The 26,343-nt window shown below is 72.7% G+C and carries 25 protein-coding genes and 1 riboswitch; of the genes, 4 read left to right on the top strand and 21 right to left on the bottom strand.

Going from position 1 to position 26,343, the window contains the following annotated elements; translation table 11 throughout:
- Positions 1–157: 157 nt before the first annotated feature.
- Both ACFWGN_RS08620 and ACFWGN_RS08615 read left to right on the top strand, forming a co-directional pair.
- Positions 158–1,306, top strand: a complete 1,149-nt coding sequence (locus ACFWGN_RS08620; protein WP_191802464.1) for a tyrosine-type recombinase/integrase — start codon at positions 158–160, stop codon at positions 1,304–1,306.
- An 82-nt stretch (positions 1,307–1,388) separates the two neighbouring features.
- On the top strand, positions 1,389–2,642 hold the full coding sequence (locus ACFWGN_RS08615; protein ID WP_377616509.1) for a phosphatidylserine/phosphatidylglycerophosphate/cardiolipin synthase family protein: 1,254 nt from the start codon (positions 1,389–1,391) through the stop codon (positions 2,640–2,642).
- A gap of 12 nt (positions 2,643–2,654) precedes the next feature.
- On the opposite strand, the gene ACFWGN_RS08610 is transcribed toward ACFWGN_RS08615, so the two are convergent.
- From ACFWGN_RS08610 to ACFWGN_RS08560, 11 genes are all read right to left on the bottom strand, one after another.
- On the bottom strand, positions 2,655–2,807 hold the full coding sequence (locus tag ACFWGN_RS08610) for a hypothetical protein (protein WP_191802466.1): 153 nt from the start codon (positions 2,805–2,807) through the stop codon (positions 2,655–2,657).
- Positions 2,804–3,484, bottom strand: coding sequence for an MBL fold metallo-hydrolase (locus tag ACFWGN_RS08605; protein WP_377616508.1), 681 nt, complete (start codon positions 3,482–3,484; stop codon positions 2,804–2,806). The genes ACFWGN_RS08610 and ACFWGN_RS08605 overlap by 4 nt, the downstream gene beginning before the upstream one ends.
- A gap of 193 nt (positions 3,485–3,677) precedes the next feature.
- On the bottom strand, positions 3,678–7,076 hold the full coding sequence (locus ACFWGN_RS08600; protein ID WP_377616538.1) for a pyruvate carboxylase: 3,399 nt from the start codon (positions 7,074–7,076) through the stop codon (positions 3,678–3,680).
- Between the two features lie 243 nt (positions 7,077–7,319).
- The gene (locus ACFWGN_RS08595) at positions 7,320–7,913 is read right to left on the bottom strand and encodes a MerR family transcriptional regulator (RefSeq protein ID WP_191802470.1); all 594 of its coding nucleotides are present in this window, start codon (positions 7,911–7,913) and stop codon (positions 7,320–7,322) included.
- Between the two features lie 208 nt (positions 7,914–8,121).
- Positions 8,122–8,652: a bifunctional nuclease family protein gene (locus tag ACFWGN_RS08590; RefSeq protein ID WP_377616507.1), complete on the bottom strand. Its 531-nt coding sequence runs from the start codon at positions 8,650–8,652 to the stop codon at positions 8,122–8,124.
- 114 nt (positions 8,653–8,766) lie between these two features.
- A complete protein-coding gene (locus ACFWGN_RS08585; RefSeq protein WP_377616506.1) occupies positions 8,767–9,576 on the bottom strand; it encodes a MerR family transcriptional regulator in 810 nt (269 codons plus the stop codon).
- On the bottom strand, positions 9,573–10,064 hold the full coding sequence (locus ACFWGN_RS08580; RefSeq protein WP_377616505.1) for an FHA domain-containing protein: 492 nt from the start codon (positions 10,062–10,064) through the stop codon (positions 9,573–9,575). Before ACFWGN_RS08580 ends, ACFWGN_RS08585 begins: the two co-directional genes overlap by 4 nt.
- A gap of 184 nt (positions 10,065–10,248) precedes the next feature.
- A complete protein-coding gene (locus ACFWGN_RS08575; protein ID WP_377616504.1) occupies positions 10,249–11,541 on the bottom strand; it encodes a DUF881 domain-containing protein in 1,293 nt (430 codons plus the stop codon).
- 8 nt (positions 11,542–11,549) lie between these two features.
- Positions 11,550–11,882 (bottom strand): small basic family protein, encoded by a 333-nt coding sequence (locus ACFWGN_RS08570; RefSeq protein WP_056651935.1) that lies wholly within the window; start codon positions 11,880–11,882, stop codon positions 11,550–11,552.
- Positions 11,879–12,811: a DUF881 domain-containing protein gene (locus ACFWGN_RS08565; protein WP_377616503.1), complete on the bottom strand. Its 933-nt coding sequence runs from the start codon at positions 12,809–12,811 to the stop codon at positions 11,879–11,881. Before ACFWGN_RS08565 ends, ACFWGN_RS08570 begins: the two co-directional genes overlap by 4 nt.
- Positions 12,808–13,413 carry a CDP-alcohol phosphatidyltransferase family protein gene (locus tag ACFWGN_RS08560; protein WP_318244444.1) on the bottom strand — a complete coding sequence of 202 codons (606 nt, stop codon included), beginning with the start codon at positions 13,411–13,413 and terminating at the stop codon, positions 12,808–12,810. Before ACFWGN_RS08560 ends, ACFWGN_RS08565 begins: the two co-directional genes overlap by 4 nt.
- Before the next feature lie 481 nt (positions 13,414–13,894).
- Between ACFWGN_RS08560 and ACFWGN_RS08555 the strand changes: the two genes are divergently transcribed.
- Positions 13,895–15,805, top strand: coding sequence for a DEAD/DEAH box helicase (locus ACFWGN_RS08555; protein ID WP_377616502.1), 1,911 nt, complete (start codon positions 13,895–13,897; stop codon positions 15,803–15,805).
- Positions 15,806–15,969: 164 nt separating this feature from the next.
- Here ACFWGN_RS08555 and ACFWGN_RS08550 read toward each other — a convergent pair whose 3' ends face one another.
- The gene (locus ACFWGN_RS08550; RefSeq protein WP_377616501.1) at positions 15,970–16,449 is read right to left on the bottom strand and encodes a PH domain-containing protein; all 480 of its coding nucleotides are present in this window, start codon (positions 16,447–16,449) and stop codon (positions 15,970–15,972) included.
- 112 nt (positions 16,450–16,561) lie between these two features.
- Here ACFWGN_RS08550 and ACFWGN_RS08545 point away from each other — a divergent pair, with 112 nt between their 5' ends.
- Complete coding sequence (locus ACFWGN_RS08545) at positions 16,562–17,095, top strand: GNAT family N-acetyltransferase (protein WP_377616500.1); 534 nt, start codon at positions 16,562–16,564, stop codon at positions 17,093–17,095.
- Between the two features lie 185 nt (positions 17,096–17,280).
- Here the strand turns inward: ACFWGN_RS08545 and hisG are convergent, their stop codons facing one another.
- The 9 genes from hisG to fmt all read right to left on the bottom strand — a co-directional run bounded on the left by hisG (position 17,281) and on the right by fmt (position 26,260).
- Complete coding sequence (hisG, locus tag ACFWGN_RS08540; RefSeq protein ID WP_377616499.1) at positions 17,281–18,135, bottom strand: ATP phosphoribosyltransferase; 855 nt, start codon at positions 18,133–18,135, stop codon at positions 17,281–17,283.
- Positions 18,136–18,318: 183 nt separating this feature from the next.
- Positions 18,319–18,582, bottom strand: coding sequence for a phosphoribosyl-ATP diphosphatase (locus ACFWGN_RS08535; RefSeq protein WP_056651951.1), 264 nt, complete (start codon positions 18,580–18,582; stop codon positions 18,319–18,321).
- A gap of 144 nt (positions 18,583–18,726) precedes the next feature.
- A complete protein-coding gene (gene ribH, locus ACFWGN_RS08530) occupies positions 18,727–19,194 on the bottom strand; it encodes a 6,7-dimethyl-8-ribityllumazine synthase (RefSeq protein ID WP_354505570.1) in 468 nt (155 codons plus the stop codon).
- Positions 19,191–20,621, bottom strand: a complete 1,431-nt coding sequence (gene ribB, locus ACFWGN_RS08525) for a 3,4-dihydroxy-2-butanone-4-phosphate synthase (RefSeq protein WP_377616498.1) — start codon at positions 20,619–20,621, stop codon at positions 19,191–19,193. Before ribB ends, ribH begins: the two co-directional genes overlap by 4 nt.
- A gap of 8 nt (positions 20,622–20,629) precedes the next feature.
- The gene (locus ACFWGN_RS08520) at positions 20,630–21,304 is read right to left on the bottom strand and encodes a riboflavin synthase (protein ID WP_377616497.1); all 675 of its coding nucleotides are present in this window, start codon (positions 21,302–21,304) and stop codon (positions 20,630–20,632) included.
- On the bottom strand, positions 21,304–22,560 hold the full coding sequence (gene ribD / locus ACFWGN_RS08515; RefSeq protein ID WP_377616496.1) for a bifunctional diaminohydroxyphosphoribosylaminopyrimidine deaminase/5-amino-6-(5-phosphoribosylamino)uracil reductase RibD: 1,257 nt from the start codon (positions 22,558–22,560) through the stop codon (positions 21,304–21,306). The genes ACFWGN_RS08520 and ribD overlap by 1 nt, the downstream gene beginning before the upstream one ends.
- A gap of 115 nt (positions 22,561–22,675) precedes the next feature.
- A riboswitch (FMN riboswitch) is annotated at positions 22,676–22,801 on the bottom strand.
- Between the two features lie 152 nt (positions 22,802–22,953).
- Positions 22,954–23,616, bottom strand: coding sequence for a ribulose-phosphate 3-epimerase (gene rpe / locus ACFWGN_RS08510; RefSeq protein ID WP_377616495.1), 663 nt, complete (start codon positions 23,614–23,616; stop codon positions 22,954–22,956).
- A gap of 98 nt (positions 23,617–23,714) precedes the next feature.
- Complete coding sequence (locus ACFWGN_RS08505) at positions 23,715–25,310, bottom strand: RsmB/NOP family class I SAM-dependent RNA methyltransferase (RefSeq protein ID WP_377616494.1); 1,596 nt, start codon at positions 25,308–25,310, stop codon at positions 23,715–23,717.
- Positions 25,307–26,260 carry a methionyl-tRNA formyltransferase gene (gene fmt, locus ACFWGN_RS08500; protein WP_377616493.1) on the bottom strand — a complete coding sequence of 318 codons (954 nt, stop codon included), beginning with the start codon at positions 26,258–26,260 and terminating at the stop codon, positions 25,307–25,309. The genes ACFWGN_RS08505 and fmt overlap by 4 nt, the downstream gene beginning before the upstream one ends.
- Positions 26,261–26,343: the final 83 nt, after the last annotated feature.

Here is a 26,343-nt window from a genome sequence, read left to right as displayed (position 1 = left end):
GGTACTCTCCTAGATAAGGACATACAGGACAAACCATTGTGTTTGTCACAACACCATGCTCTGAGGGGCGAACGGGAGGACCGGTCCCCTCCAGCGTGTCAGTGGCGCCCCCTATGCTCCGGATGTCCGATGTCATCCCGTTCCCAGGAGTCGCACGGTGGTCGCCCCTCCCCGCCTACGTCGTGTCACGGTCGCCGAGGCAGTCGCCACGTACCTGTCGTCGGTGTCCGCGGAGACCGTCAGGGGTGTCCTCTCCCCCACGACCCAGCGCAACTACGAGCGCGACCTCCGAGAGCTCTCCTCCCTCGCCGGACCGGAGACGATCCTCGACGACATCACGGGCGACGACATCGACGACTTCCTCCTGCGCTACCAGATCACACCCGACGGCCGGTACGCCGATCCCCGGACCAAGCCCGACGGCCCCGGGAGGTCCGCCGCGACCGTGAACCGGTTCCGGCAGTCGATCTCCCGCTTCTTCACGCACGCGGCACGCGACGGCTGGGTCCAGGCCGACCCGATGCAGTGGGCCTCTCCCCCGGCCAGGCTCCGCGGCGGGCTGCGTGTCGCCCGGACCGCACTGTCCGCGACGGCCGCGCAGTCGCTGCTCGTGACGGCGAGCACCAAGCCGCGCACGGGCGACGCCGCGTCGCCGCTGCGCACCGCGTCCGGCGTGACGGCACCGCGCGTCGACCACGACCTCGCCCTGCGAGACCGCCTCATCATCGCGCTCCTGCTCATCCTCGGTCCGAGGGTCTCCGAGGTCGCTCGCGCGGACATCGACGACTTCGTCCGCGAACCGGACCAGACCCGCTGGCGGATCAAGGGCAAGGGCGGGGCCGTCCGCACGGTCAGCTTGTCCGAGCCGCTGTCGCGCGCTCTCGAGGAGTACCTCGCCGGCCTGCGCCCCCAGCTGCTCAGCCGGCGGCCCGGCGACCCTGATGCGACCCGTGCCCTCCTCCTCACCTGGCGAGGCCGGCGCATCGACGCGCAGGCGATCCGCGCACTCCTCAACCGGTGCATCGCCCGCATGCCCGACGAGTACCGACGGGCCGCGACCCCTCACGCCCTGCGACACACGACCGCGACGCTCCTCGTAGCCCAGGGTTGGGACGTCAAGGTCATCGCCGAGCTGCTGGGGCACGCGTCGATCGCGACGACAGGCGTCTACCTCGACCGCATCGAGGGCGAGCTGGCCGCGGCGATCCGGTCGCACCCACTCTCGACCGGGCTGCCTGCGGAGATGGGGAGCGAACCGCCAGCCGAAACAGACAGAGCGGGTGAAATCGGCACCCGGCAGCCCTGACAGCGCGAGCGTCGCGGCCGGTCCGGCCGACGTCACCCTTTTTCTCCGGGTGCTCTCGGTCTCCTGAGGCTACGGTGAGCAGGTGCGCCCCTCGAAGACCTCTCCCGTCCAGCTCGCCCGAACGGTGATGGCCCGTGCGGCAGTTCTCACGGTCGCCGTCCCCATGACCGTGGCCACGGGGCTCGTGATCGCCGATGCGATCCGCAAGCGCCGGGTCACGGACCCCAGCAGGTTCCCTCGATCGGCTCCCGCCGAAGGGCAGATCGGCGAGACGTCGACCACGATCTTCACCTACGGGGACGACCTCTACCGCGAGATGCTCGCCGCCATCCGCGGCGCCAAGCGCCGCATCATGCTCGAGACGTACATCTGGAAGAGCGACGAGCTCGGACAGGAGTTCAAGGACGCCCTCGTCGAGGCCACCGAGCGCGGCGTCGAGGTCTTCGTGATCTACGACGGCTTCGCGAACCTCGTGGTCCCGCGGGAGTTCCTGACGTTCCCCTCCCCCATCCACGTCATCCGGTATCCCGTCTTCCGCCCCGGTGTCCTGGTGCTCAACGTCCGCAAGTCCGGGCGAGACCACCGCAAGATCCTCGTGGTCGACGACGAGATCGGCTTCGTGGGCGGGTACAACATCGGCGCGGTGTACGCGACGCAGTGGCGGGACACGCACATCCGGCTCGACGGCCCGTCGGCCTGGGAGCTGCGCAACGCGTTCGTCGACTTCTGGAACTCCAACCGCAAGTCCCACCAGCCGCCGCTCGAGGACCCGGGCTCGCGCCTGTGGCTCCCCGAGCTCCGCGCGGCGCGCAACGCCCCCGCACACCTGGTCTTCCCGATCCGTGGCATCTACCTGGATGCGATCGACCGGGCCTCGGACCACATCTACATCACCCAGGCGTACTTCATCCCCGACCGGGAGATCCTCGACGCGCTGCTCATGGCCGCACAACGCGGCGTCGACGTCCGTGTCCTGGTGCCCGAGCGCTCCAACCACGTCGTGGCCGACTGGCTCTCGCGCGGGCTCTACACCACGCTCCTGCGGGGCGGGGTCACGATCTGGCTCTACAAGGAAGCCATGGTCCACGCCAAGACCGCGACGATCGACGGCCGCTGGACGACCATCGGCACCGCCAACATCGACCGCCTCAGCCTGACGGGCAACTACGAGGTCAACCTCGAGATCGTCGACGCGGGCATCGCTGGACAGATGGAGAAGGTGTTCGACGTCGACCTCAGCAACTGCCGCGAGCTGACGCTGACGGAGTGGTCGAGCAGGTCGCTCGCGGCCAAGCTCGGAGAGGTCGCGCTGACCCCGCTCCGCCCGCTGCTGTAGAGCCAGGACGGCTCACTCCCTCGTCGCGTCCGCGATCTCCTCCTCGGGGCGCGGCGGGACGGTCTCGTCGATCTCGATGACGGGCACCTCGTCGAACTCGGGGTGCTCGCGCAGGAGCTCCTGCGCGACGGCTTCTGGGTCGCGGTGGGCCTGCTGCTCGGTCATGGTCGGCTCCTCGGGGTGACGTCGAGGTGCTGTCCCACCTCGAGCGGACGGTAGTCGTAGGTCCCGCCGGTGCGCCCCACCCCGAACAGGCGGTGGACCAGGCCGAGCCCGGCGGACGAGAGGATCGCGTCGTGGATCGGCACCACGGTCCACGGGTCCAGCGCCCGGACGAAGTCGATGCCTTCCGACACCTTCATCCACGGCGCTGACACCGGTGCGAGCAGCACGTCGAGACGCCGGTCCGTCAGCGGTGGGACGAGCGAGTCACCCGGGTGGTAGACGCTCGCGCCGCCCGCCGAGAACAGGTACGTGACGTTCGCGACCCGCGGGATGTCGGGATGGATCACCGCGTGCTGACCGCCTCCGACCAGCACGGCGAAAGGCCCCAGGTCGAGCACGTCCCCCGGTTCGACGACCCGGTACCTCTCGCCGTCGGGGACCGCCCCCAGCAGGTCGAAAGCCGCCTGCGGACCGATCATCACCAGGTCCGGGTGCTCGTCGAGGGCCTTGCCGACCGCCGCGACGTCGAGGTGGTCCGGGTGCGCGTGCGTCACGAGGAGCGTCCCGGGGTCGGCGAGCGCGGCCGACGTGTCGGCGAACGTCCCGGGATCGACAGTGAGCGTGGTGCCTTCGTGGCTGAGTGCGACGCAGGAGTGTCCGTGGAACGTGAGGCGCATGAGCCTTCCTTCGACTGGGAGCTGCTGCTTCAAGTGTGCCGTGCGCGGCCGCGTGCGGCGCGAGGTGGCTCGGACGCGGCCGCGTCCCGCGCTCCCGCGGGAGCTCCGTCGTCGGGCTCCCGCTTCTCCGACGACGACGCGGGCCGGTGCGGGAGCGTGACGCTCCCCCACCGGCCCGCGGCCGACCTCCGGATCAGACGATGACCAGGACCAGGTCCCCGCCCTCGAGCTGCTGGACCGCACCGATCGCGACGCGCTGCACCGTGCCCCCGACGGGCGTCGTGATCGCGGCCTCCATCTTCATGGCTTCGACCGTCGCGACGGTCTGCCCGGCCTCGACCACCTCGCCCTCGTGGACCACGGGCGTCACAGCGCCGGCGAACGGCGCGGCGATCTGCCCGGGCGATCCGGGGTCGGCCTTCTCCGCCAACGACGAGTCGACCTCGATCGACCGGTCGCGCACCTGGAGCGGGCGCAGCTGACCGTTGAGAGTGAACATCACGGTCCGGCGACCGCGCTCGTCGGGCTCGCCGACCGCCTCGAGCCCCACCAGGAGCTTGACGCCGCGGCCGAGCGAGACCTCGACCTCCTCGCCGGGCGTCAGGCCGTACAGGTACGCCTGCGTACCCAGCACCGACACGTCGCCGAACGCGGCCCGTGACGCCTCGTACTCCTTGGTCGGGCCGGCGAAGAGCAGGTGGTTGAGCCGGTTGCGGCGCGCGTCCGAGTCCCCGTCGAGGTCCGCCTGGTCCTCGACCGTGAGGGGCGTGACCGCGTTGCGCACGACCCGGCCCGCGAGAGCCTTGCTGCGGAACGGCTCGGGCCACCCGCCGGGCGGGTCGCCCAGCTCGCCGCCCAGGAACGCGATGACCGAGTCCGGGATGTCGTAGTCCTGAGGGTTCTCGGCGAAGTCGGCCGGGTCTGCGCCGCGCGCCACGAGCTGCAGCGCCAGGTCGCCCACGACCTTGGACGACGGGGTCACCTTCACGAGCCGGCCGAGGATGCGGTCGGCCGCGGCATACGTCGCCTCGATCTGCTCGAACCGGTCCCCCAGGCCGAGCGCGATGGCCTGCTGGCGCAGGTTCGAGAGCTGGCCGCCGGGGATCTCGTGCTCGTACACGCGCCCCGTCGGGCTCGACAGCCCCGACTCGAACGGCGCGTAGAGGCGGCGTACGGCCTCCCAGTAGGGCTCCAGGTCGCACACCGCACGCAGCGAGAGGCCCGTGTCGCGCTCGGTGTGCTCGAGGCCCGCGACCAGGGCGGACATCGAGGGCTGGCTCGTGGTGCCCGCCATCGCGGCGCTCGCGACGTCCACGGCGTCGACGCCCGCGGCGACCGCTGCCATGAGGGTCGCCATCTGCCCGCCCGAGGTGTCGTGCGTGTGCAGGTGCACGGGCAGGTCGAAGCGCTCCCGGAGGGCCGTGACGAGGCGAGCGGCAGCCGCAGGACGCAGCAGGCCGGCCATGTCCTTGATCGCCAGGACGTGCGCCCCGGCGTCGACGATGCGGTCGGCGAGCTCGAGGTAGTAGTCGAGCGTGTACAGGGACTCGGCCGGGTCGAGCAGGTTGCCCGTGTAGCACAGGGCGACCTCGGCGACCGCGGTCCCCGTCGCTCGCACCGCGTCGATCGCGGGGCGCATCTGCTCGACGTCGTTGAGGGCGTCGAAGATGCGGAAGATGTCGACCCCGGTGGCCGCGGCCTCGCGGACGAACGCCTCGGTGACCTCGGTGGGGTACGGCGTGTAGCCCACGGTGTTGCGGCCGCGCAGGAGCATCTGCAGCGCGACGTTGGGCATCGCCTCGCGCAGTGCCGCGAGCCGGGCCCACGGGTCCTCGCCGAGGAAACGCAGCGCGACGTCGTACGTCGCCCCGCCCCACGCCTCGACCGACAGGAGCTGCGGTGTCGTGCGCGCCACGTAGGGGGCGACCGTGACCAGGTCGTGCGTGCGGACGCGCGTCGCGAGCAGCGACTGGTGGGCGTCGCGGAACGTCGTGTCGGTGACCTTGACCGCTGTCTCGGCGCGCAGCGCCCGGGCGAAGCCCTCGGGGCCGAGCTCCAGGAGCTGCTGACGGCTGCCGGGGACAGGAGCGACCGAGAGGTCGATCGCGGGAAGCTTGGCGGCGGGGTCGATCCCGCCGGGACCCGTCCCGTGCGGACGGTTGACAGTCACGTCGCCCAGGTAGCTCAGGAGCTTGGTGCCACGGTCCGCGCTCTCGCGCGCCGCGAGCAGCTCGGGGCGCTCGTCGATGAACGACGTCGACAGGTTCCCCGCGATGAACTCCGCGTCCGACAGGACGGCCTGCAGGAACGGGATGTTGGTGCGGATGCCGCGGATGCGGAACTCCGCGAGGGCTCGGCGCGCGCGCCGCACGGCCGTCGGGTAGTCCCGCCCGCGGCACGTGAGCTTGACCAGCATCGAGTCGAAGTGGCCCGAGATCTCCGAACCGGCGGTCGCGGTGGCACCGTCGAGACGGACGCCCGCCCCGCCCGGCGAGCGGTAGGCCACAATCCGGCCCGTGTCGGGGCGGAATCCGTTGGAGGGGTCCTCGGTCGTGATGCGGGACTGGAGGGCCGCGCCGTTCACGTGGACGTCCTCCTGGCGGATGCCGAGGTCCTCGAGCGACTCCCCCGCGGCGATGCGCATCTGCGAGGAGACCAGGTCGATGTCCGTGACCTCCTCGGTCACGGTGTGCTCGACCTGGATGCGCGGGTTCATCTCGATGAACACGTGCTGGCCCGCGCGCTCGCCCACGGTGTCGAGCAGGAACTCGACCGTCCCGGCGTTCTGGTACCCGATCGAGCGCGCGAACTTCACGGCGTCGGCGCACAGCGCCTCGCGGACCGCGGGGTCCAGGTTGGGCGCGGGGGCGATCTCGATGACCTTCTGGTGGCGCCGCTGGACCGAGCAGTCGCGCTCGTACAGGTGCACGACGTTGCCCTGGCCGTCGGCGAGGATCTGCACCTCGATGTGACGCGGGCGCAGGACCGCCTGCTCGAGGAACATGGTCGGGTCGCCGAACGCGCCGTCGGCCTCGCGCATCGCGGCGGCCAACGCCTCGGGCAGGTCCTCACGGCGGTCGACGCGACGCATGCCGCGCCCCCCACCGCCCGCGACGGCCTTGGCGAAGATCGGGAAACCGATCTCGTCGGCGGCGGCGATGAGCTCGTCGATGTCCGACGAGGGCTCGCTCGACGCCAGGACCGGGATCCCTGCCTCGCGCGCCGCCTTGAGCGCGCGGACCTTGTTGCCCGCGAGCTCGAGGACCTCGGCGGGCGGTCCCACGAACGCGATGCCGGCCTCCTTGCAGGCGCGGGCCAGGTCCGGGTTCTCCGAGAGGAAGCCGTAACCGGGGTAGATCGCGTCGGCGCCCGCATCCTTGGCGACGCGCACGATCTCCTCGATGTCGAGGTAGGCCCGGACGGGGTGCCCCTCCTCGCCGATCCGGTACGCCTCGTCGGCCTTCAGCCGGTGCTCGGAGTTTCGATCCTCGTAGGGGAAGACGGCCACCGTCCGGGAGCCGAGCTCGTACGCTGCGCGAAACGCCCGGACCGCGATCTCCGCGCGGTTGGCGACCAGAACTTTCGAGAACACCAAGTACCCCATCCGTCATCGTGGGTCGGGTACGGGACCGTCGCGAGAAGAGGTCCACGCACCCGCTCGTCACGGGCGTCGCTCCGGCACGAGCCGGGACGCCCACAGGCGATCTTCGCACGGCTTCTTCACGGTTCGGGCACCAGGACGTCGCGAGCGGCCGCGAATGTGGCCTGCGACACGGGCGAGCCCCGCCCTGCGGAGGCAGGACGGGGCTCGTCGGAGGGTGTGAGCGACCTGGGTTCAGCCCGCTGTTCGTGCCCGACGGCGCAGCGCCAGCTCGTCCTGCGTAGGACTGCTGGGGGCGTCCTCGGTGTCCGCGAGGGACTCGGTCGGCATCTCGCTGAGCGTGCCCTCGACCTCGCGCCAGACCCGGCCGACCGCGATGCCGAAGACACCCTGCCCACCTTGGACGAGGTCGACGACCTCGTCCGGCGAGGTGCACTCGTAGACGCTCGCGCCGTCGCTCATGAGCGTGATCTGCGCGAGGTCCTCGACTCCGCGCTCGCGCAGGTGGTCGACCGCGGTGCGGATCTGCTGCAAGGAGACCCCGGTGTCCAGGAGTCGCTTGACGATCTTGAGGACGAGGATGTCGCGGAAGCCGTAGAGACGGTGGGTGCCCGAACCGCTGGCGGGACGGACCGTCGGCTCGACGAGCCCCGTGCGCGCCCAGTAGTCGAGCTGGCGATAGGTGATGCCGGCGACACGGCAGGCCGTCGGCCCGCGGTACCCGGTGTTCGTGTCGTGCTCGGTGATGTCCTCACCGAACAGCAGGCCCTGTGCCGCATGGGGAACGGGAGCACCCGGCTCCGCGCTGGCTCCACCGCTGCTGTTCACTGTGCCTCCAAGGGTGATGTGGACTCCACGCTAGGCCCGTGACCGGAGGCCGTCAACGACTGAGCCTCCGAAGTCCGGGCGTGTCGCAGGTGACCGGGAGGCCCTGGAGGCCTCCCCTGGCCCGGCGAACCCTTCCCAGACCTCAGGTCGAGATTGAGTGTCCAAAATAGACGCTTGTGCGCCTATTGTCTCAGGTAAAGCCTGAATGTCACGCGTCCCTTTCGGGGGTTTCGGGCGTTTCCCCTTCCTCGGGTGGACCGAAGTCCTCGGGCGTCACGTGATCCAGGAAATCGCGGAACCGCTCCATCTCCCGTTGCTGCTCGCCGTCGACGAGCTCGACGCCCGCGAGTGCCACGATCTCCGCCGAGCACAGCACGGGGCTCCCGGTCCGCACCGCGACGGCGATCGCGTCCGACGCTCGCGCGTCGACGCGCACCCCTGTTCCCAGCACCATATCGGCGTAGAAGATCCCGTCGTCGAGGGCCACGATCTCGACACGCGTGAGCTCGACGTCGAGCGCGTCCAGGACGTTCCTCAGGAGGTCGTGCGTCATGGGCCGCGGCGCGCTCAGGTGGGCCTGGGCCATCGCGATCGCGCTCGCCTCCCGTGGCCCGATGATGATCGGCACCACGAGCTCGGCCGCCGGGTCGAGAAGGAGGACGACGATCTCCTGACCCGCGCCCTGCTGCTGGCGCACGCCGAGGACCTCCACGGGGACCATCGGCACCTTGTCGCTCACGTCTCCACCGTACGACGCGTGGCCCGCTCCGTCAGGAGCAGGACCGTGCTGCGTCCGCGAAGCACCGCGCCCCCGGTACGTGGGTACGTACCGGGGGCGCAGGTGAACTGTGCCTCAGTTCGTGAGGTCGCCCACTCCCTGGCGGACCCAGACGGTGTGCAGCTTGGCGAAGAGCTCGCCGACCTCGCCAGCCAGAGCGCTGGCGTGAGCGCGGGCCGAGGCGCTCTGCTGGCTACGCCACGGCGCGACGACCTGCTCGACCAGACCGACGTGCCGATCGGCCGACGTGCGCAGGAGACGGAGGTGTCGCGGTTCGATCCCGTACTCGGACAGCGCGGCCGCGAGCTGGACGACCTCGAGCGACCAGGCGTCGAGCTGCCCCCCGGGTGCCTGGCGAAGCACCCCCGCGGAGATGAGCCCCTCGACGAGCGAGACGTCCACCTCGGCGGTCGAGGCCAGGGACGCGACGGTGTACTTCTGCCGCGTGGCCCCACGCTCGGGCTCGCCGCCGCTCGTCGCGAGACGAGGTGCGGGGTTCTCCACGACCTCGCCCTCGTCAAGAGCCGCCAAGTTCTCCTTGATGACCTTGAGCGGGAGGTAGCGGTCGCGCTGCTCGAGCAGGACGTACCTCAGACGCTCCACGTCGGCCGGGCTGTACTGACGGTAGCCCGACGGCGTGCGCTCGGGGTCGATCAGGCCCTGCTCCTCGAGGAAGCGCAGCTTGGAGTGGCTGACCCCCGGGAACTCCGTGCGCAGAGCTCGCAGAACGTCCGAGATGCGCATGGTCGCGCGCCGCGAGATGCCGTGGGGCCATCTCTCGGTGGAGTCCTCGACCTCGTGGTCCGCCAGGGCCCGGGCGGCGTGCGCACCGGCCCCGCCGAACCGGTCCTCGTGTCCCCAGGGGGAACGTGCCGGTTGGTTCACGGGTGCTCTGCCGCACCTTCCGCCGGGCCCGCGGGCTCGTCCACGACGGGGCTGGCGTAGAAGGTCAGGCGGTACTTGCCGATCTGGACCTCGTCGCCGGTCACCAGGTTCACGGCATCCACCCGGTTGCGGTTCACGTAGGTCCCGTTGAGGGAGCCGATGTCACGCACGACGAACTGCCCCCCCTCGCGCACGAACTCGGCGTGCTTGCGCGAGACCGTGACGTCGTCGAGGAAGATGTCCGCGTGCTCGCTGCGGCCTGCGACGACCCGGTCGGCGTCCAGCAGGAAGCGCGAGCCGACGGCCGGTCCCCGCTGCATGACGAGCAGCGCAGAATGGCGCGGCAGTGCCGAGATGGCGGTCTGTTCCTCAGCAGTGAGGCTGCCCGGCTGCAGGCCGTCGTCGATCGGAAGCTCGATTCGTCCGAACGTGACGGTCGTATCGCTGCCTCCCCGGCGCGGCTCCGCAGATTCACCTGGAGTGGTCATCTCGCCTCCTCGGGAGTTTTTACGCATTCAGAGCAAAATACCTTGGGGGGAAGTTACTACACCTACCGGGCTCCCGGGTACAGGGAACGCGGTGAGGCGGAGGAATGCCGCCCAACGCGACCAACCTACCCCGACGGACGGGTCCGAGAGAAGAATCCGTGCACGTCAGGAGGCATGACGAGGGTCAGCTGCCGTCCTCGGCGGGGACCGGCGTCGCGAACTGCGGAGCCTGCGGCTCACGCGTCGCGTCGACCGTCACGAGCTCCTCCTGGGTGATCGTCGGCATGGCGCCGGCGGTCCGGACGGTGGCCATGGCTCCGCCGGGGATCTCGAGGGCCGTCTCGAGCGTCGACGGGTCGCCGATCACGGTCCACCGGTACGGCGAGGTGATCTTCTGGCCGTCGACGACGATCCCCCCGTCCCTGTCCTCGAAATAGCTGCTCGTGACGAGACGGACGCCGTTGACCTCGATGACCTCGGCTCCTGCGTTGCGCAGCTCCTCGAGGATGTTGAACATCTTGGGGGCCGTGAGCGGCTGGCCGGGCTCGACGATCGACAGCTCGATCCCCGGCCCCTCGGCCGGCAGGCGGCCCGAGAGGATCCCCTGCGACTCGGACTGCTTCTGTGCCAGCTCGAGAGCCGCCTGCTTCTGCCCCGAACCCGACTTGAGCTCGTCCCGTGTCGACTGGAGGGTCGCGACCCGCTCCTCGAGCTCGTTCGCGCGCTGCGTGACCTCGTCGAGAAGACGCACGAGGTCGCTCTGACGCAGCGACGAGAGCTGCTGCTCCTGCGTCTGGCTCACCTGGACGGCGAGCGCGAAACCGAGGAGCGCGCACAGCAGGCCTGCGAGCAGCTTGGAACGGGTGAGCTGGGGACGCATCGCGTGCCCGAGCTTGGACCACCCCCCCGAGGAACCTGCAGAGGGCGTCGCCGCCGCCTCGTGGCGACCTTGCGGCGTCGGGCGTGGGTGTGGCGAGGACTGCGGCTCCGCCGTGCCGTCCTGCCCGACGGCGTGCTCAGCGCCCGGCACCGGGGCGTCCGTGGGCGCGCTGGTCTTCCCGGTCGAGGCGGTGACCGCCTCGACGGCCCCCGTGACCGCCGGCGGCCCGTAGCGAGCCTGCACGACGGCCGCGGTGACCGGTTCGGGCGTCGAGGGTGTCGCGGCGGGGGCGGCGTCGGGAAGGCGGCCTGTGACGCCGGGGTCGTCGGACGTGTCGTCCGCGCGATCGTCGACCTGATCGTCGGACGAGACGGGCGGCTCCGGGGCCTCGGGCTCGACGCCGGGCTCGTGCGGTGCTGCGACGCCGGGCTCGACCTCCTCGACCTCCTCGACCTCCTCGGGTTCGTCGGCGGTCTGGGCCTCGTCCGTGGACGGGACGGGCTCGGTCGTCGCTTCGACGGCGTCCTCGTGCGAGGTGTCTTCGACCGGGGAGTCCTCGGGCAACGGAGCGTCGTCGGGCGTCGGGTGCTGAGCCATCGCGGGTCCTAGGCCTTGAACAGGTGCCGGCGGATGGCAGCGGCGTTGGAGAAGATGCGGATGCCGAGGACGACGACGACACCGGTCGACAGCTGCGTGCCCACGCCGAGCTGGTCACCGAGGAAGACGATGAGTGCTGCCACGACGACGTTGGACAGGAACGAGACGAGGAAGACCTTGTCGTCGAACAGTCCGTCGAGCATGGCGCGCAGGCCGCCGAAGAGAGCATCGAGCGCGGCGACCACCGCGATGGGCAGGTAGGGCTGGAGCGCTACGGGCACGGTGGGCTGGAGCACGAGCCCCGCCACGACGCCCAGGACCAGTCCGACGACTGCGATCATTCCGTGCTCTCCTGCTCTGCGGGTGAACTGTCGGTGCCCGCGGGCTCGTCGCCCCCGGTTGCGGTGGAGTCTACGGCGTACGCGTAGTAGAGGCGCTGCACCCCGTTGCCGGGCAGCGAGAGCTTGCTCTGCGCGACGCGGCTCTGCTGGATGCCCCAGGCCTGGCTGATGGTCATCAGGTAGTCCTGCGCGGCAGACCGGGCGAACGCGGTCTCGAGGGTGTCCGGATCCCCGATCGCCTCGACGCGGTACGGGCCGATCAGCGGCTGGAGGTCCACGAGGATCGCCTCGCCCGCGCTGCGCACGGCGCTGAGGGGGGTCAGGCGCTGGCCGTTGATCGCGATCGCTTCCGCCCCCGAGGCCCAGAGGCCGTTGACGACGTGCTGGAGGTCCATGTCCTGGACCTTCTTCTGGAACGAGTCCTCGTCGGACGCCCCGAGCCCTGCCGGCGCGTCCTTGAGCGTCACGACGATCCCCGGCCCCGTCACCGCGATCGAACCGTTGGTCACGCCGTCGACCTTGAGGGACTCCAGGAGGGCAGGGTCGACGTCGGAGAGCGCGACGTTCTGGAGGGCCTCGGTCTCCTCGCTCAGGGCCGTGGCCCGTGCGGTGAGCTCGTCGACGGTCTCGCGACGATCGGTGATCTCGTCCTCGAGAACCTGCCGGGCGGCGATCGCCGATCCCTGGGGAGCCCTGAGGTCGACCGTGGCCGTCGTCGTGACGAAGCCGAGCAGGATGCCCAGCGTCACGACGAGGAGCCAGGCGCGGGGGCCCTTCGACTGCTCCTGGCCGCTCGCGCGGCGCGCGGCGGCCTCGGCGTAGCCGGGGTCGAGCGGGCGGTCCATGACCTCGGTCAGCAAGGTCATCGATGCGTCGACCCGTGGGGGGCGGCGGGTCGCCGGCGCGTCGTTGCGGGGGGCGTTGGTCATCCTGCGGCCGTGTCCTGAGGGTCGGGGCGGTGGCTGGGGGCGAGGAGCTGTCGGGTCTGGCGGACGTACTGGAACCCGGCGAGCCAGTAGAGGCCGACGCCCCACCAGGTGAACGCCCAGCCGATGATCGAGGCCGTGGCGCCCAGGGCGCCCGGGCTCTCGGCGAGCAGGAGCAGGGGGAAGGCGTAGAGCAGCGCGAACGTGGCGGCCTTGCCGACGAAGCTCACGGGCAGCGGGCCGTACCCGTGACGTGTGAGCGCCGGCAGCAGAGCCAGCAGCGTCAGGTCCCGGGCCACGATGACCAGCACGAGCCACAACGGCACGACGTCGCGCCAGGCGAGGCCGAGGAGCGTCACGAAGATGAAGAGCCGGTCGGCTGCCGGGTCGAGCATCTGCCCGAGCTTGGTGACCTGGTTCAGGCGGCGCGCGAGGACGCCGTCGAGCCAGTCCGACGCCCCGGAGATCGCCAGGACCGCGAGCGCCCAGGCGTCGTCGCCGCGGACGATGAGGACGGCGAAGAGGGGGACGAGGGCGAGCCGGAGGAAGCTGATGGCGTTGGGGATGGTGAGGATGCGTGAGCTGACCTCTTGCCCTGCTGCCACGCCCACCGTCCGTTGCTCACTGCGTCTTGCGCATCGCTTGTCCGTCTTCATCCTACGGGTGGTCATCCTAGGGGCGTGGGTGCGGGTTGGTGGGGCATTTGAGGGGTCGCTCGGGGTGTTCTTCCGGGTTTGACCTGTTTTGTGTGGGACGTGGTGTGTGTGACAGCGGCGTTGCGGAACTCGGTTCGCGTGCGGGGCGTTGTGTGTGTGCTGGTTCGCGTGCGCCCGTACGGGTTCTGGGGTGTCCGGGGCCTTGTGGTGGAGGTCACCGGGGCTCGGCACCCTGTGGGGGACGGGTGTCGCGTAGACTGGCAGCACAATCTGGAGTTCGTCGCTGTTCCCGCGTGTTCGTGTGAGTGTGGCCCGCCGCTTTGCTGAGCGGGCGAGTCACCGGTGTGTGTTCGGGAGTGCGGCCAGTGGAGAGCCGACTTGGCAACCACGCGTAACTCCCACCCTCAGCGAAACGGTTGAACACATCTCTATGTCTCTTGACACCTCTGCGCCCTCGTACGCCTCGGACCAGGTCGACTCCGCCCAGACGCCGGCTCCTGCCGAGCAGTCGGGCCCCACGTTCGCGGACCTCGGTCTGCCCTCGAACATCCTCCAGGCCGTGACGGACCTGGGCTTCACCATTCCTTCCGCCATCCAGGAGCGGGCGATCCCCGCGCTGCTCTCGGGGCGTGACATCACGGGCGTCGCCCAGACCGGTACGGGCAAGACGGCCGCGTTCGGTCTGCCGATGCTGGCTGCGATCGACCCGAACCTGGGCCGGGTCCAGGGTCTGGTCCTGGCTCCGACGCGTGAGCTCGCGATGCAGGTCGCCGAGGCCATCGAGAGCTTCGCCAAGCACGTGCCGGGTATCGAGGTCGTCGCGGTCTACGGTGGCTCCCCGTACCAGCCTCAGCAGCGTGCGCTGCAGCGTGGCGCCCAGATCGTCGTCGGGACCCCCGGCCGTGTGATGGACCACCTGGAGCGTCGCAGCCTCGTGCTCGACGACATCCGTTACCTGGTCCTGGACGAGGCCGACGAGATGCTGCGCATGGGCTTCGCCGAGGACGTCGAGAAGATCTTCGGTCAGGCTCCGCGCGAGCGTCAGGTCGCCCTGTTCTCCGCGACCATGCCGGCCCCGATCCGTCGCGTGGCGGCCCAGCACCTGAACGACCCGGTCGAGATCGCGGTCACCCGCCAGTCCTCGACGGTGACCTCGGTGCGTCAGACGTACTCGGTCGTGCCGTTCCGTCACAAGACCGGTGCCCTGGTGCGCGTGCTCGCGACGTCGGACGCGGACGCGGCGATCGTGTTCACCCGTACCCGTGGCGCGGCCGAGGAGGTCGGCTCGGCTCTCGTCGAGCGCGGCATCTCGGCGGCCACGATCTCGGGTGACGTGGCGCAGAAGGACCGCGAGAAGATCGTCGAGCGTCTGCGCTCGGGCGCCCTGGACGTGCTGGTCGCGACGGACGTCGCGGCGCGCGGCCTGGACGTGGACCGTATCGGCCTGGTCGTGAACTTCGACCTGCCCGGTGAGCCTGAGGCGTACGTGCACCGCATCGGTCGTACGGGCCGTGCCGGTCGTACGGGCGAGGCCCTGAGCTTCGTGACGCCGGGCGAGCGCAACCGCCTGAAGTTCATCGAGAAGACGATCCGTGCGACGCTCGAAGAGGTCGACGTGCCCTCCCCCGCGGACGTCTCCGCGCACAAGGCGCGCCGCATCCTCGGTCAGGTCGCCGAGCGTCAGGCCGCCGGCCGTCTGTCGATGTACCGCGACCTGGTCGCGGCGTACGTCGCGGAGTCGGACGTGGACCCGATCGACCTGGCTGCCGTCCTGGTGGCCCTGTCGGTCGGCGACGACGGCCCCAAGGCCCGTGAGGAGCAGGAGCTCTTCGAGGCGCAGCGCGCCGAGGCCAAGAACGCCCGCCGTGAGCGCGAGTCGCGCCCCTACGGCGACCGTGACTCGCGCGGTCCGCGCGAGGGTGGTCGTGGCGGCGAGCGTGGCATCCGCCGCGACGTCGTCGGTACCCGCTACCGCCTGGCCGTCGGGCACACGCACGGCGCTCAGCCGTCCGGCATCGTCGGCGCCCTGACGAACGAGGGTGGCCTCAACGGCAAGGACCTCGGCAAGATCGACATCTTCCCGAGCTTCTCCCTCGTGGACATCGCGACCCCGCTCGACTCGGCGACGATCGACCGCATCTCGCGGGCGCGTGTCGCCGGCAAGTCGCTGCGCATCCAGGTCGACCAGGGCGCGCCCCAGGGCAGCCGCGCACCGCGCGCCGGTGGCTCCGCGCCCCGTTCGGGCGGCTACTCGGGCCACGGCCCGGCCGGTCGCTACGACGAGCGTCCCGAGCGTGGCGGCGAGCGCAAGGCTCCCCGCTACCGCACGGGTGAGCGCTGATCGATCGCTCGGCCTGACACCGGGCCGCTGAGCACGAACGTGAGGGCCCCCGGAACCGCCAGGTTCCGGGGGCCCTCACGCGTTCCGGGGCGGCGCGGGTCAGGTACGCAGGTTTCGGGAGGTAGGCGGAGACCGGACGGGCAGGAGTGCCCGACGGCGCCGCGTCAGCCCTCGGGTGCCTCCCCCAGGGCCTGGACGAGGGCCGCGAGGCGGGCGGCCTCGTTCTCGCTGCGGCGCGCCCCGTCCGCGCGCTGGATGCCCATGACCGCGAGCGCCTTGCCGTCGGAGAGGTCCAGGCGCACCCAGGGGTCGCCGGGGCCGAAACGTACCGAGAGGACCTCTGCCCATTCCAGGCGGCGGGTGAAGACGATGTTGTGGACGGTGAGCTGCTCAGGGGTCACGGTGGCCCGGACCTGGCCCAGGCGCCACAGGATGAGCGCGCAGAAGGCCCCGACCCCGATCGTGGCGGCCTTGTTCCACCCGGAGTCGGTCCCGGGGCCGGTCGCGACGAGGGCGACGAACGTGCACCCGGCGAGGATCACGACGGCGGCCGTGTACGCCACGGCGGTGCCCCAGCGGGGCCGGAAGGGGGCGTAGGGGTTGCCGGGCAGGTCCCCGGGCGGTGGTGCGACGTAGCTGCTCACGTCTTCATCCTCCCCCGTGCGCGGGGCCGGGTCGACGGCCCGGGTGCCGCGGACCTCGTCCGTCCTGTGACCGCGTCGCGGGGCGTGGCCTGCGGGTGAGGGACCATGGGGCGTGCCCACCACCCGTGCCCTGCGTCTCGACGACGCCGCTGCCCTGGCCGACCTCCTGCGCACCAACCGGGAGTTCCTGGCCCCGTTCGAGCCCGAGCGGGGCGAGGAGTGGTTCACGCTCGCGGGTCAGCGCGCGAGCGTCGCCGCGGCCCTGGCGCAGGAGCTCGCGGGGAGCGTCGTGGCCCGGGTGGTCGTGGACGAGGGCGGGCAGGTCGCCGGCTGGACCATCGCGTCGGGGATCGTGCGGGGCGCCCTGCGCTCGTGCGCCCTGGGGTACTGGGTGGACGAGGCGCGCAACGGGCGGGGTCTGGCGACCGCGGCCGTGGGCGAGATGGTCGACCACGCGTTCGGGCCGCTGGGCCTGCACCGGGTGCAGGCGGAGACCCTCGTGCACAACGTCGCGTCCCAGCGGGTGCTCGAGCGCAACGGGTTCACCCGGTACGGTCTGGCCCCCGGCTACCTGCAGATCGCGGGCCGCTGGCAGGACCACGCCATGTTCCAGGTGCTGGCGAGCGACGAGCGACCGGGGCGCTGAGGTTCCGCGCGCGGTCGGCGGGCACGGTCGGCCGTCGACCCGTGGATCCCGTGCCGGGGACGGCGGCGCTCGCGCCGGGGGCGTCGTCGGGCATGCTGCCGGGGGCCGGAGACGACGCTGCCCGGTGACCCCCGCTTGCGCAGGGGGTCACCGGGCAGCGTCACCGGACGGGGTGGCCCGTGGGCTCAGAGGCGGCAGGCGTGGATCGAGGTGACCAGGATCGCGCGCGCCCCGACCTCGTAGAGGGCGTCCATGAGCTTGTTCGTCTGGTCGCGGCGCACCATGGCGCGCACGGCCGCCCAGTCGCGGTCGTGCAGCGGGGAGACCGTCGGGGACTCCAGGCCGGGCGTCAGGGCCACCGCGGCCTCGACGAGGTGCGCGGGCACGTCGTAGTCCATCAGGACGTACTGACGGGCCGTGAGGACGCCCAGCAGGCGGCGCGTGAGCGTCTCCAGGCCCGCGGAGACCGCGTCGTCGCCCACCGAGGCCGGGCGGATCAGGACGGCCTCGGACTTCAGGATCGGGTCGCCGAAGACCTCCAGGCCCGCCCCGCGCAGGGTCGTGCCCGTGGACACGACGTCCGCGACGACGTCGGCGATGCCGAGCTGGACCGCGGACTCGACCGCACCGTCCAGGTGCACGACCGAGGCCGTGACCCCGTTGGCGCGCAGGTGGTTCTCCACCAGGACCTCGTAGGACGTGGCCACGCGCAGGCCCTCGACCTGGTCGAGGGCCGTGATGGTGCCCACGGGGGCCGCGTACCGGAACGTGGAGCCCGCGAAGCCCAGCTGCATGTGCTCGACGGCCGCCGCCCCCGAGTCGAGGAGCAGGTCACGGCCCGTGATGCCGGCGTCGACCGTGCCCGTGCCCACGTACACCGCGATGTCACGCGGGCGCAGGAAGAAGAACTCGACGTCGTTGTCCGGGTCCGCGAGCACGAGCTCACGGGTGTCGCGGCGCTGGCGGTAGCCGGCCTCGCGGAGCATGTCGACGGCGGGCTCGGACAGGGAGCCCTTGTTGGGAACGGCGATGCGGAGCACGAGATCCTCGCGTTTCTTGGGGAGTTCGGGGGACGGGGCGGTCAGGACGACCGATCACCCGGTCGGCGCGCCCGCGACGGCGGGCACGCAGGGACGGACGGTGGACGACGGACATGCGTGAGGGAAGCGACCCGGGTGCCTGGGCCCCCGTGCGCCTCCCCCTGGACCCGGACCTGGCCGGGCTCACAGATGCTTGTACACGTCCTGCAGGGTCAGGCCCTTGGCCAGGAGCAGCACCTGCACGTGGTACAGGAGCTGGGAGACCTCCTCGGCCGTCTTGTCGTCACCCTCGTACTCGGCCGCCATCCACACCTCGGCGGCCTCCTCGACGATCTTCTTCCCGATCGCATGGACACCGGCATCCAGCTCCGCAACCGTGCCGGAACCGGCGGGTCGGGTGGTGGCCTTCTCGGTGAGCTCGGCGAACAGCCCTTCGAACGTCTTCACCCGACCAGGGTAGTCGCCCCGTGACCGGCGGGCCCAACCGTCCCGCCCACCGGTCACCCGTCGTTCCCGCGCCCTGTCACCCGCCCTGACGACGAGGGTCGACGTCAGGGCGAGCGACAGGGCGAGCGACAGACGCAGGAGACGTCAGAGGTCGCGCAGCGCCACGACCGTCGCGATGGCCGCCTCGACGGCCTCGGCCCCCTTGTCCTCGCGCGAGCCCGGCAGCCCCGCACGGTCCAGCGCCTGCTGCTCGTCGTCGCACGTGAGGACCCCGAAGCCCACCGGGACCCCCGTGCGCACCGAGACGTCCGTCAGGCCCGTGGTCGCGGCCGAGCACACGTACTCGAAGTGCGGGGTACCCCCACGGATCACGACGCCGAGCGCGATCACCGCGTCCGTGCCGCGCTCGGCCGCCCGCGCCGCGGCCACGGGCAGCTCGAACGAGCCCGGGACGCGGATCTCCTTGACGTGCGTGACGTTCGCGGCCGCGAGCGCCCGGCGGGCCCCCGCGAGGAGGCCGTCCATGACCTCGGTGTGCCAGCTGGCGGCGACCACGGTGATCCGTAGCCCGGTGCCGTCGACGGTGATCTGGGGTGCTCCTGCGCCGCTCATCGGTCGCTCTCCTCGGTGGTGGTGGGTGTGGTGGGGTCGGTCGGGACGGGCCCGGTGCCCTGCTCGGGCGTGATCTCCAGGGTGTCCAGGAGGTGGCCCATCGCGACCTTCTTGGTCATGAGGTACCCGTGGTTGTGCTCGCCGTGCCCGACCTCGAGCCGGTGGGCGTCCACGACGTCGATGCCGTGCGCGGCCAGGCCGGTGACCTTGGCCGGGTTGTTCGTCAGCAGCGTGACGCGGTCCAGGCCCAGGTCGGTCAGGATCGCGGCTGCAGCCCCGTACTCGCGCCGGTCCACGGGCCAGCCGAGCTCGAGGTTGGCCTGGACGGTGTCGAAGCCCGCGTCCTGGAGCTCGTAGGCGCCGATCTTGGCGAGCAGGCCGATCCCGCGGCCCTCGTGCCCGCGCAGGTACACCACGGCCCCGCCCTGGGCGGCCACGCGCTCCATGGAGGCCTGCAGCTGGGGGCCGCAGTCGCAGCGCAGCGACCCGAACGCGTCCCCGGTCAGGCACTCGGAGTGCACGCGCACGAGCGGCGCGGCGACCGTCGCGCCCGGAGCCGGGTCGACGGCGCCCCCTCCCCCGGCGGGCACGGCCACCGGCACCAGGGCCACGTGCTCGGCCCCCGTGCGCAGGTCGCGGTAGCCGTGGACGCGGAAGTGCCCGTGCGCGGTGGGCAGGTCCGCGACGCTCGTGGCCTGCACGCGCGGCGCGGACGACGGCCCGGCCTCGTGCTCGGGCACGACGGGGTCGTGCTCGCGGCGCCAGGCGATGAGGTCCGCGATGGTGATCAGGACCAGGCCCGCCTCCTGCGCGGCGTGCGCGGCGTCGTCGAGCCGCATCATGGTGCCGTCGTCGTTGACGAGCTCGGCGATGCCCCCGACTTCCCCCGCCCCGGCCAGGCGCACCAGGTCCACCGCGGCCTCGGTGTGCCCGGCACGGTGCAGTACCCCGCCGGGCACGGCGCGCAGGGGCAGGACGTGCCCGGGGCGGATGAGGTCGCCCGAGCCCGAGGCCGGGTCGGCCAGGACGTGCAGGGTCCGGGCACGGTCGGCCGCGGAGATGCCCGTGGTCACTCCCGTGGCCGCGTCGACCGTGACCGTGTACGCCGTGCGCCGCGGGTCCTGGCTGTGCGGGACCATGAGCGGCAGGTCCAGGGCGTCGGCGCGCGCGGCCGGCATGGGCGCGCACAGGTAGCCCGAGGAGTGGCGGATCGTCCACGCGACCCACTCGGGGGTCACGGTGCGGGCCGCGAAGACCACGTCGGCCTCGTTCTCACGGTCCGGGGAGTCCGCGACCAGGACGGGGCGCCCCGCGCGGATCGCGTCCAGGGCCTCCTCGACGGTGCCGGTGCGCACAGGGTCCACGTGCGGTGCCGCGGCGCGGGCTGCGGGGTCGCGGGGTTCGTGACTGTCCGGGACGGTGTTCATGGCGGTGCTCATTCCTGTGCTGCGCTCGTACCGAGCAGGTCGGCGGCGGTCGTCGCGCCTGGGGCGCCGGACGCGTGGGTCCCGCGAGCGCCCAGCAGGCGCTCGACGTACTTGGCGATCACGTCGACCTCGAGGTTGACCCGGTCCCCCGGCACGAGCGAGCCGAGGATCGTGGCCTCGAGCGTCGTGGGGATCAGGGAGACGCCGAACGTGGTCTCGTCCACGTGCGTCACGGTCAGGGAGACGCCGCTGACCGTGATCGAGCCCTTCTCAGCGACGTAGCGGGTCAGGCCGGCGGGCGCGGACAGGACCAGGTCGTCCCACCGCTCGCCCGGCGTGCGGCGCACGAGCTCGCCGACGCCGTCGACGTGGCCCTGGACGATGTGCCCGCCCAGGCGCGTGTCGGCGCGCACGGCCCGCTCGAGGTTCACGGGCGAGCCCGCGACCAGGTCGCCGAGCGCGGTGCGGCGCAACGACTCGGGCATCACGTCGGCCGTGAACGTGCCGTCCTGTCCCACGCCCGTGACGGTCAGGCACACGCCGTTGACGGCGATCGAGTCGCCCAGGTGCGCGTCCGAGGTGGCGAGGGGGCCGTGCACGGTCAGGACCGCGTCGGACTCCTGGCCGCCCGGGAATGCGATCTCGCGGACCGTACCGATCTCTTCGACGATTCCGGTGAACATCAGCTCTCCTGTTCGGGGGTGGTGCTGGGGACGGTGGTCGGGTGGTGGGCGGAGGGCGAGGCGCGGGCCACGACCAGGACGTCCGCGCCCAGGCGGCGCACGTCGTGCGTGACGAAGCGCGGGGCGCCCGCGAGCGTGGTCACGCCCAGGTCGCCCACCGCGCCCAGGCCCGCGCCCAGCAGGACCGGCGCGAGGTAGGCGTGGATCTCGTCGACGGCCCCGGCCGCGAGGAACGCGGTCGCCAGGCCGGGGCCGCCCTCGACCAGGACGTGGCGGGCCTCGCGCCCGGCCAGCTCGGCCAGGACCGCGCGGACGTCGCGCGTGCGCAGGTGCAGCACGGGGCCGCCGCCGTCGGTGGTCCAGGACCCTCCTGGCGCGAGCCGCACGTGCGGCGGGAGGTCACGGAGCCCGACGACGACCCGCACCGGCTGATGCCCCGCGAGCCCGGGCTCCAGCCCGACCACCCCACCAGCGGCGCGCACCGGCCGGTGCCCCGCGAGCCCCGCCTCGTGCTCGCCCTCGGCGGCCCCACCCGGTGCCGGCACGGGGGTGCGCGCCGTGAGCGACGGGTCGTCGGCCAGGACCGTCCCGGTGCCCACGAGGATCGCGTCGACCTGTGCCCGCACCCGGTGGGCGTGCTCGCGCGCGGCCGGTCCGGTGATCCACTGCGAGGTGCCGTCCGCCGCGGCGACCCGCCCGTCCAGGGTCGTGGCGAGCTTGAGGGTCACGTACGGGCTCCCCCGGCGCACGGCCACCAGCCACGGGCCGAGCAGGCGCTCGCCCTCGGCCTCGCGCAGCCCCGCGGCGACGCGCACCCCGGCCGCGCGCAGGCGCTCGCCGCCGCCGGTCGCGACGGGGTTCGGGTCCCCCACGGCGTACACGACCTCCGCCACGCCCGCGTCCAGCAGCGCCTGCGCGCACGGCCCGGTGCGTCCGGTGTGGTTGCAGGGCTCGAGCGTCACCACGGCCGTCGCGCCGCGCACGTCCACGCCGCGCTCGCGGGCGTCGGCCAGGGCCGCGGCCTCGGCGTGCGGGCTGCCCGCGCCCCGGTGGAAGCCCTCGGCGAGCACCGCCCGGGGTGCGTCGTCCACGGGGCCGGGAGCGGCGGCGTCGGGCAGGGAGTCCAGCGGGCGGGGCGCGGGTCCCAGCAGGACGGCGCCCACGCGCGGGTTGGGGCCGTGCGCGGGGCCGCGCGCGGCCAGCTCGAGCGCGCGCACCATCGCGGCGTCGATCGTCAGGGTGGGCCTGGCGCCCATGCGTCCTCCTCCCGGTGAGCACGATGCTCCGGGGTGAGGGGTCGGCGACGCCACGGGGACCCCTGAGGGTCCACGGACGTCACGACACCACGGCACAGGGCTCCGCCCCGCGCCGCCACGTACTTCCTCCCATCCGGACTTTCACCGTCGGTCCTGGAGTTCCACCAGGTCAACCACGCCGAGGCGTGGGTCGCGGACTGTCACCGCCGGCTCGGAATTGCACCGACCCCGGAGCACGTGTGTGCGTACTGCTCATGCGCTCGAACCCGGACCTTGCTCACCGAAGGTGCGCGCCGGGCCCGGCTTCTCGTCTCCACCCAGCATGCCACACCGGCGTCGGCCGGCAGGCACGCGGCCCCGCCCGTCCCGCGGGCTGGACCGATGTGAACGGCGTCAGTGCGCGTGGCCCTCCGCGAGCGCCCGCAGGGCCGCGATCTCCTCGGGGATGTTCTGCGCCCCGTAGACCGCGGAGCCCGCGACGAACACGTTGGCGCCGGCCTCGGCCGCGCGCTCGATCGTGGCGCGCGAGACGCCGCCGTCGACCTGGATCCACACGTCGAGCCCTGCCTCGGACACCGCGTCGCGGATGCGGCGGATCTTGGGCAGCGTGCCCTCGATGAAGGACTGGCCGCCGAACCCGGGCTCGACCGTCATGACCAGGAGCATGTCGAACTCGGGCAGCAGGTCCAGGAACGGCTCGACCGACGTCGCGGGACGCAGCGCGAGGCCCGCGCGCGAGCCCAGGCGGCGCAGCTCGCGCGCCAGGCGCACGGGGGCCGTGGCGGCCTCGGCGTGGAACGTGACGGACGCGGCGCCCGCCTCGGCGTAGCCCGGCGCCCAGCGGTCGGGGTCGGCGATCATGAGGTGCGCGTCGATCGGCACCGGGGACACCTGGACCAGGCGCTCGAAGATCGGCAGCCCCAGGGTCAGGTTGGGCACGAAGTGGTTGTCCATCACGTCGACGTGCGCGTAGTCGGCGGTCGCGATCGCGCCCAGGTCGCGCTCGAGGTTCGCGAAGTCGGCGGACAGGATGCTGGGGGCGATGAGTGCGGACATGGGCACCAGCCTAGAGGGCGCCCGCGCCCCGTGCGGAGACGCGGAACGGCCGGGTCGGGTGGCGAGGGCCACCCGACCCGGCCGCGGACGGCAGGTGCTCAGGCCCGACGGCGCAGCAGCGTCAGGTGCATCGCGTCGGTCCCGTGGACGTGCGGCCACAGCTGGACGTCGGTGCGGTCGGCGAGGGGGATGTCGTCCCCCGCGACCTGCCGCACGGCCGCGGCCGCGTCGAGGACCTCGACGTCGTCGCGCCCGGCCAGGACGTCCTTGACCACGAGCTGGGTCTCCGCGAGGTGCGGGGAGCACGTGACGTACCCGACGACGCCGCCGGGGCGCACCGCGTCCAGGGCCGAGCCGAGCAGCTCGCGCTGCAGCGTCGTGAGGGTCGCGATGTCCCCCGGGGTGCGGCGCCAGCGCGACTCGGGGCGCCGGCGCAGCGCCCCCAGGCCGGTGCAGGGTGCGTCGACCAGGACGCGGTCGTACGCGCCGGGCTCCTCGACCCCCACCCGGCGCCCGTCACCCACCTGCACGCGCTCGACCGCGTCCGCGGGCACGGCCGCGAGCGCCTGCTCGACCAGGCGGGCGCGGTGCGGGGCGACCTCGTTCGCGACGATGCGCGCACCCTGCTCGCCCGCGAGGGACGCCAGGAGCGCCGCCTTGCCGCCGGGGCCCGCGCACAGGTCGAGCCAGCGCTCGTCGGGGTTCGCCGCACGGTCGGACCGGTCGCCCGCCGTGGGCGTCGAGGGTGCGGCGGGCAGGGTGGGCACTGCCGCGAACGCGAGCGTCACGAGCTGGCTGCCCTCGTCCTGGACGCCTGCGGCGCCGTGGCGGACCGCGGGGATCGCGGCCGGGTCCGAGCCGGACAGCACCAGGGCCGTGGGGGCCCAGCGGCCGGGTTCCGTGGTGGCGTCCCCGCGCACGTCGTGCGTGACCTCGCCCGCGAGGCGCTCGCGGCCGACCAGGCCGGGGCGCGCCACGAGGGTCACCCGGGGTGCGGTGTTGTCGGCCTCGAGGAGCTCGGCCAGGTCGTCGGCCGAGCGTCCCGTGCCGATCAGGGCCTCGCGCATCGCGCGCGCGATCCACACGGGGTGGGACTGGGTGATCGCGAGGCGCGTGACGTCGTCGGGCGCGTCGGCGGAGATGACCTCGAGCCACTCCTCGAGGGTCGAGCGCGAGATCTTGCGCAGGACCGCGTTGACGAACTGGGCGCTGCCGGCGCCAGCGCGGGCGCGGGCCAGGCCCACGGTCTCCGAGACGGCCGCGTGCTGGGCCACGCGCATGCCCAGGAGCTGGTGGGCGCCCAGGCGCAGCAGGTCGAGCACGTTCGGGTCGACCTGGTCGAGGGGACGGTCCACGCACCGGGAGATGATCGCGTCGTAGCGCCCGCGCAGGCGCAGGGTGCCGTAGGCGAGCTCGGTCGCGAAGGCCGCGTCGCGACCGCGGATGCCGCGCGCGCGCAGCAGGGGCGGCAGGACGAGGTTCGCGTAGGCGTCGGAGGACGCGACCTCCTGCAGGACGTCGAACGCGACGTTGCGCGCGGGGTCGGTCACCTTGGCGCGCTGGGAGGGCGCCGACTCGGACCGTTGTCCCGCGCCCCGGGCGCGCGCCGCGCCGCGCTCGCGGCCCTGGGCGTCGCGGCGGTCGTCGCCGCCGCCGCGCTGGGGGCTTCCGTGGGTGCGTGCCTCGCCGCTCATGCGTGGTCCTTCGTGTCGTCGGGGGTCCCGAGGACGACGTGGTCGCCCAGGCGGGCGCCGCGGGCCCAGTCGGTCGCGGCCATGTGCTTCTTGCCCACGGGGGCGACCTCGCCGAGCGCGACCGCGTGGGTGCCGGTGCCCACGAGGACCTCACGCTTGCCGGCGCGCAGCTCCCCGGGGGCCAGGTCGTCCACGTCGGGGCGCGGCGTGACGGGACCCAGGCCCAGGCGCGCGCCGTCGGGCAGCGTGGTCCAGGCGCCGGGCGCGGGCGTGCAGCCGCGCACCTGGCGGTCGATCGCGAGCGCCGGGTGGGCCCAGCGCACGTGCGCGTCCTCCGGGACGAGCTTCGCGGCGATGCTGACCCCCTCGGCCGGCTGGGCGACCGGGGACGCCACACCGTCCTCGATCGCGTCGAGGGTCGCCACGAGCAGGCCGGCCCCCGAGGTCGCGAGGCGCCCCAGGAGGTCGCCCGAGGTGTCGCGGGGGCGGATGGTCTCGGTCGCGGTGCCCAGCACGGGGCCGGTGTCCAGGCCCTCCTCGAGCAGGAAGGTCGTGGCGCCGGCGACCTCGTCGCCCGCGATGATCGCGCGCTGCACGGGGGCCGCGCCGCGCCAGGCGGGCAGCACCGAGAAGTGCAGGTTGACCCACCCGTAGCGGGGCACGTCGAGCACCTCGCGGCGCAGGATCTGCCCGTACGCCACGACGGGCGCGCAGTCGATCTCGAGGGCCTCGAGCCGGGCGACGAACTCCGCACCGCGGGGCACGTCGGTGATGACCGGGATCCCGGCCTCCTCTGCCCGCACCCGCACGGGACTGGGGGTCAGCCTGCGGCCGCGACCCGAGGGCGCGTCGGCACGGGTCAGGACAGCGACCACCTCGTGCCGGGAGTCGATCAGGGCATCGAGGGCCGGGACGGCCGCTTCCGGGGTTCCGGCGAAGAGCACACGCATGGGGCGAGTCTAGGCGGTGCACCCCTGCCGGCCGCCCCGTCCGGACCCCGCGGGCGGCCCGGACGGGGCGGCCGGTACCCGGG

Source organism: Oerskovia sp. NPDC060338, assembly GCF_042726295.1.
GTDB classification, from domain to species: Bacteria; Actinomycetota; Actinomycetes; order Actinomycetales; family Cellulomonadaceae; genus Oerskovia; species Oerskovia merdavium.
Note: the sequence above shows the minus strand (reverse complement) of the source record. Positions and strands in the feature narration are given on the sequence as shown.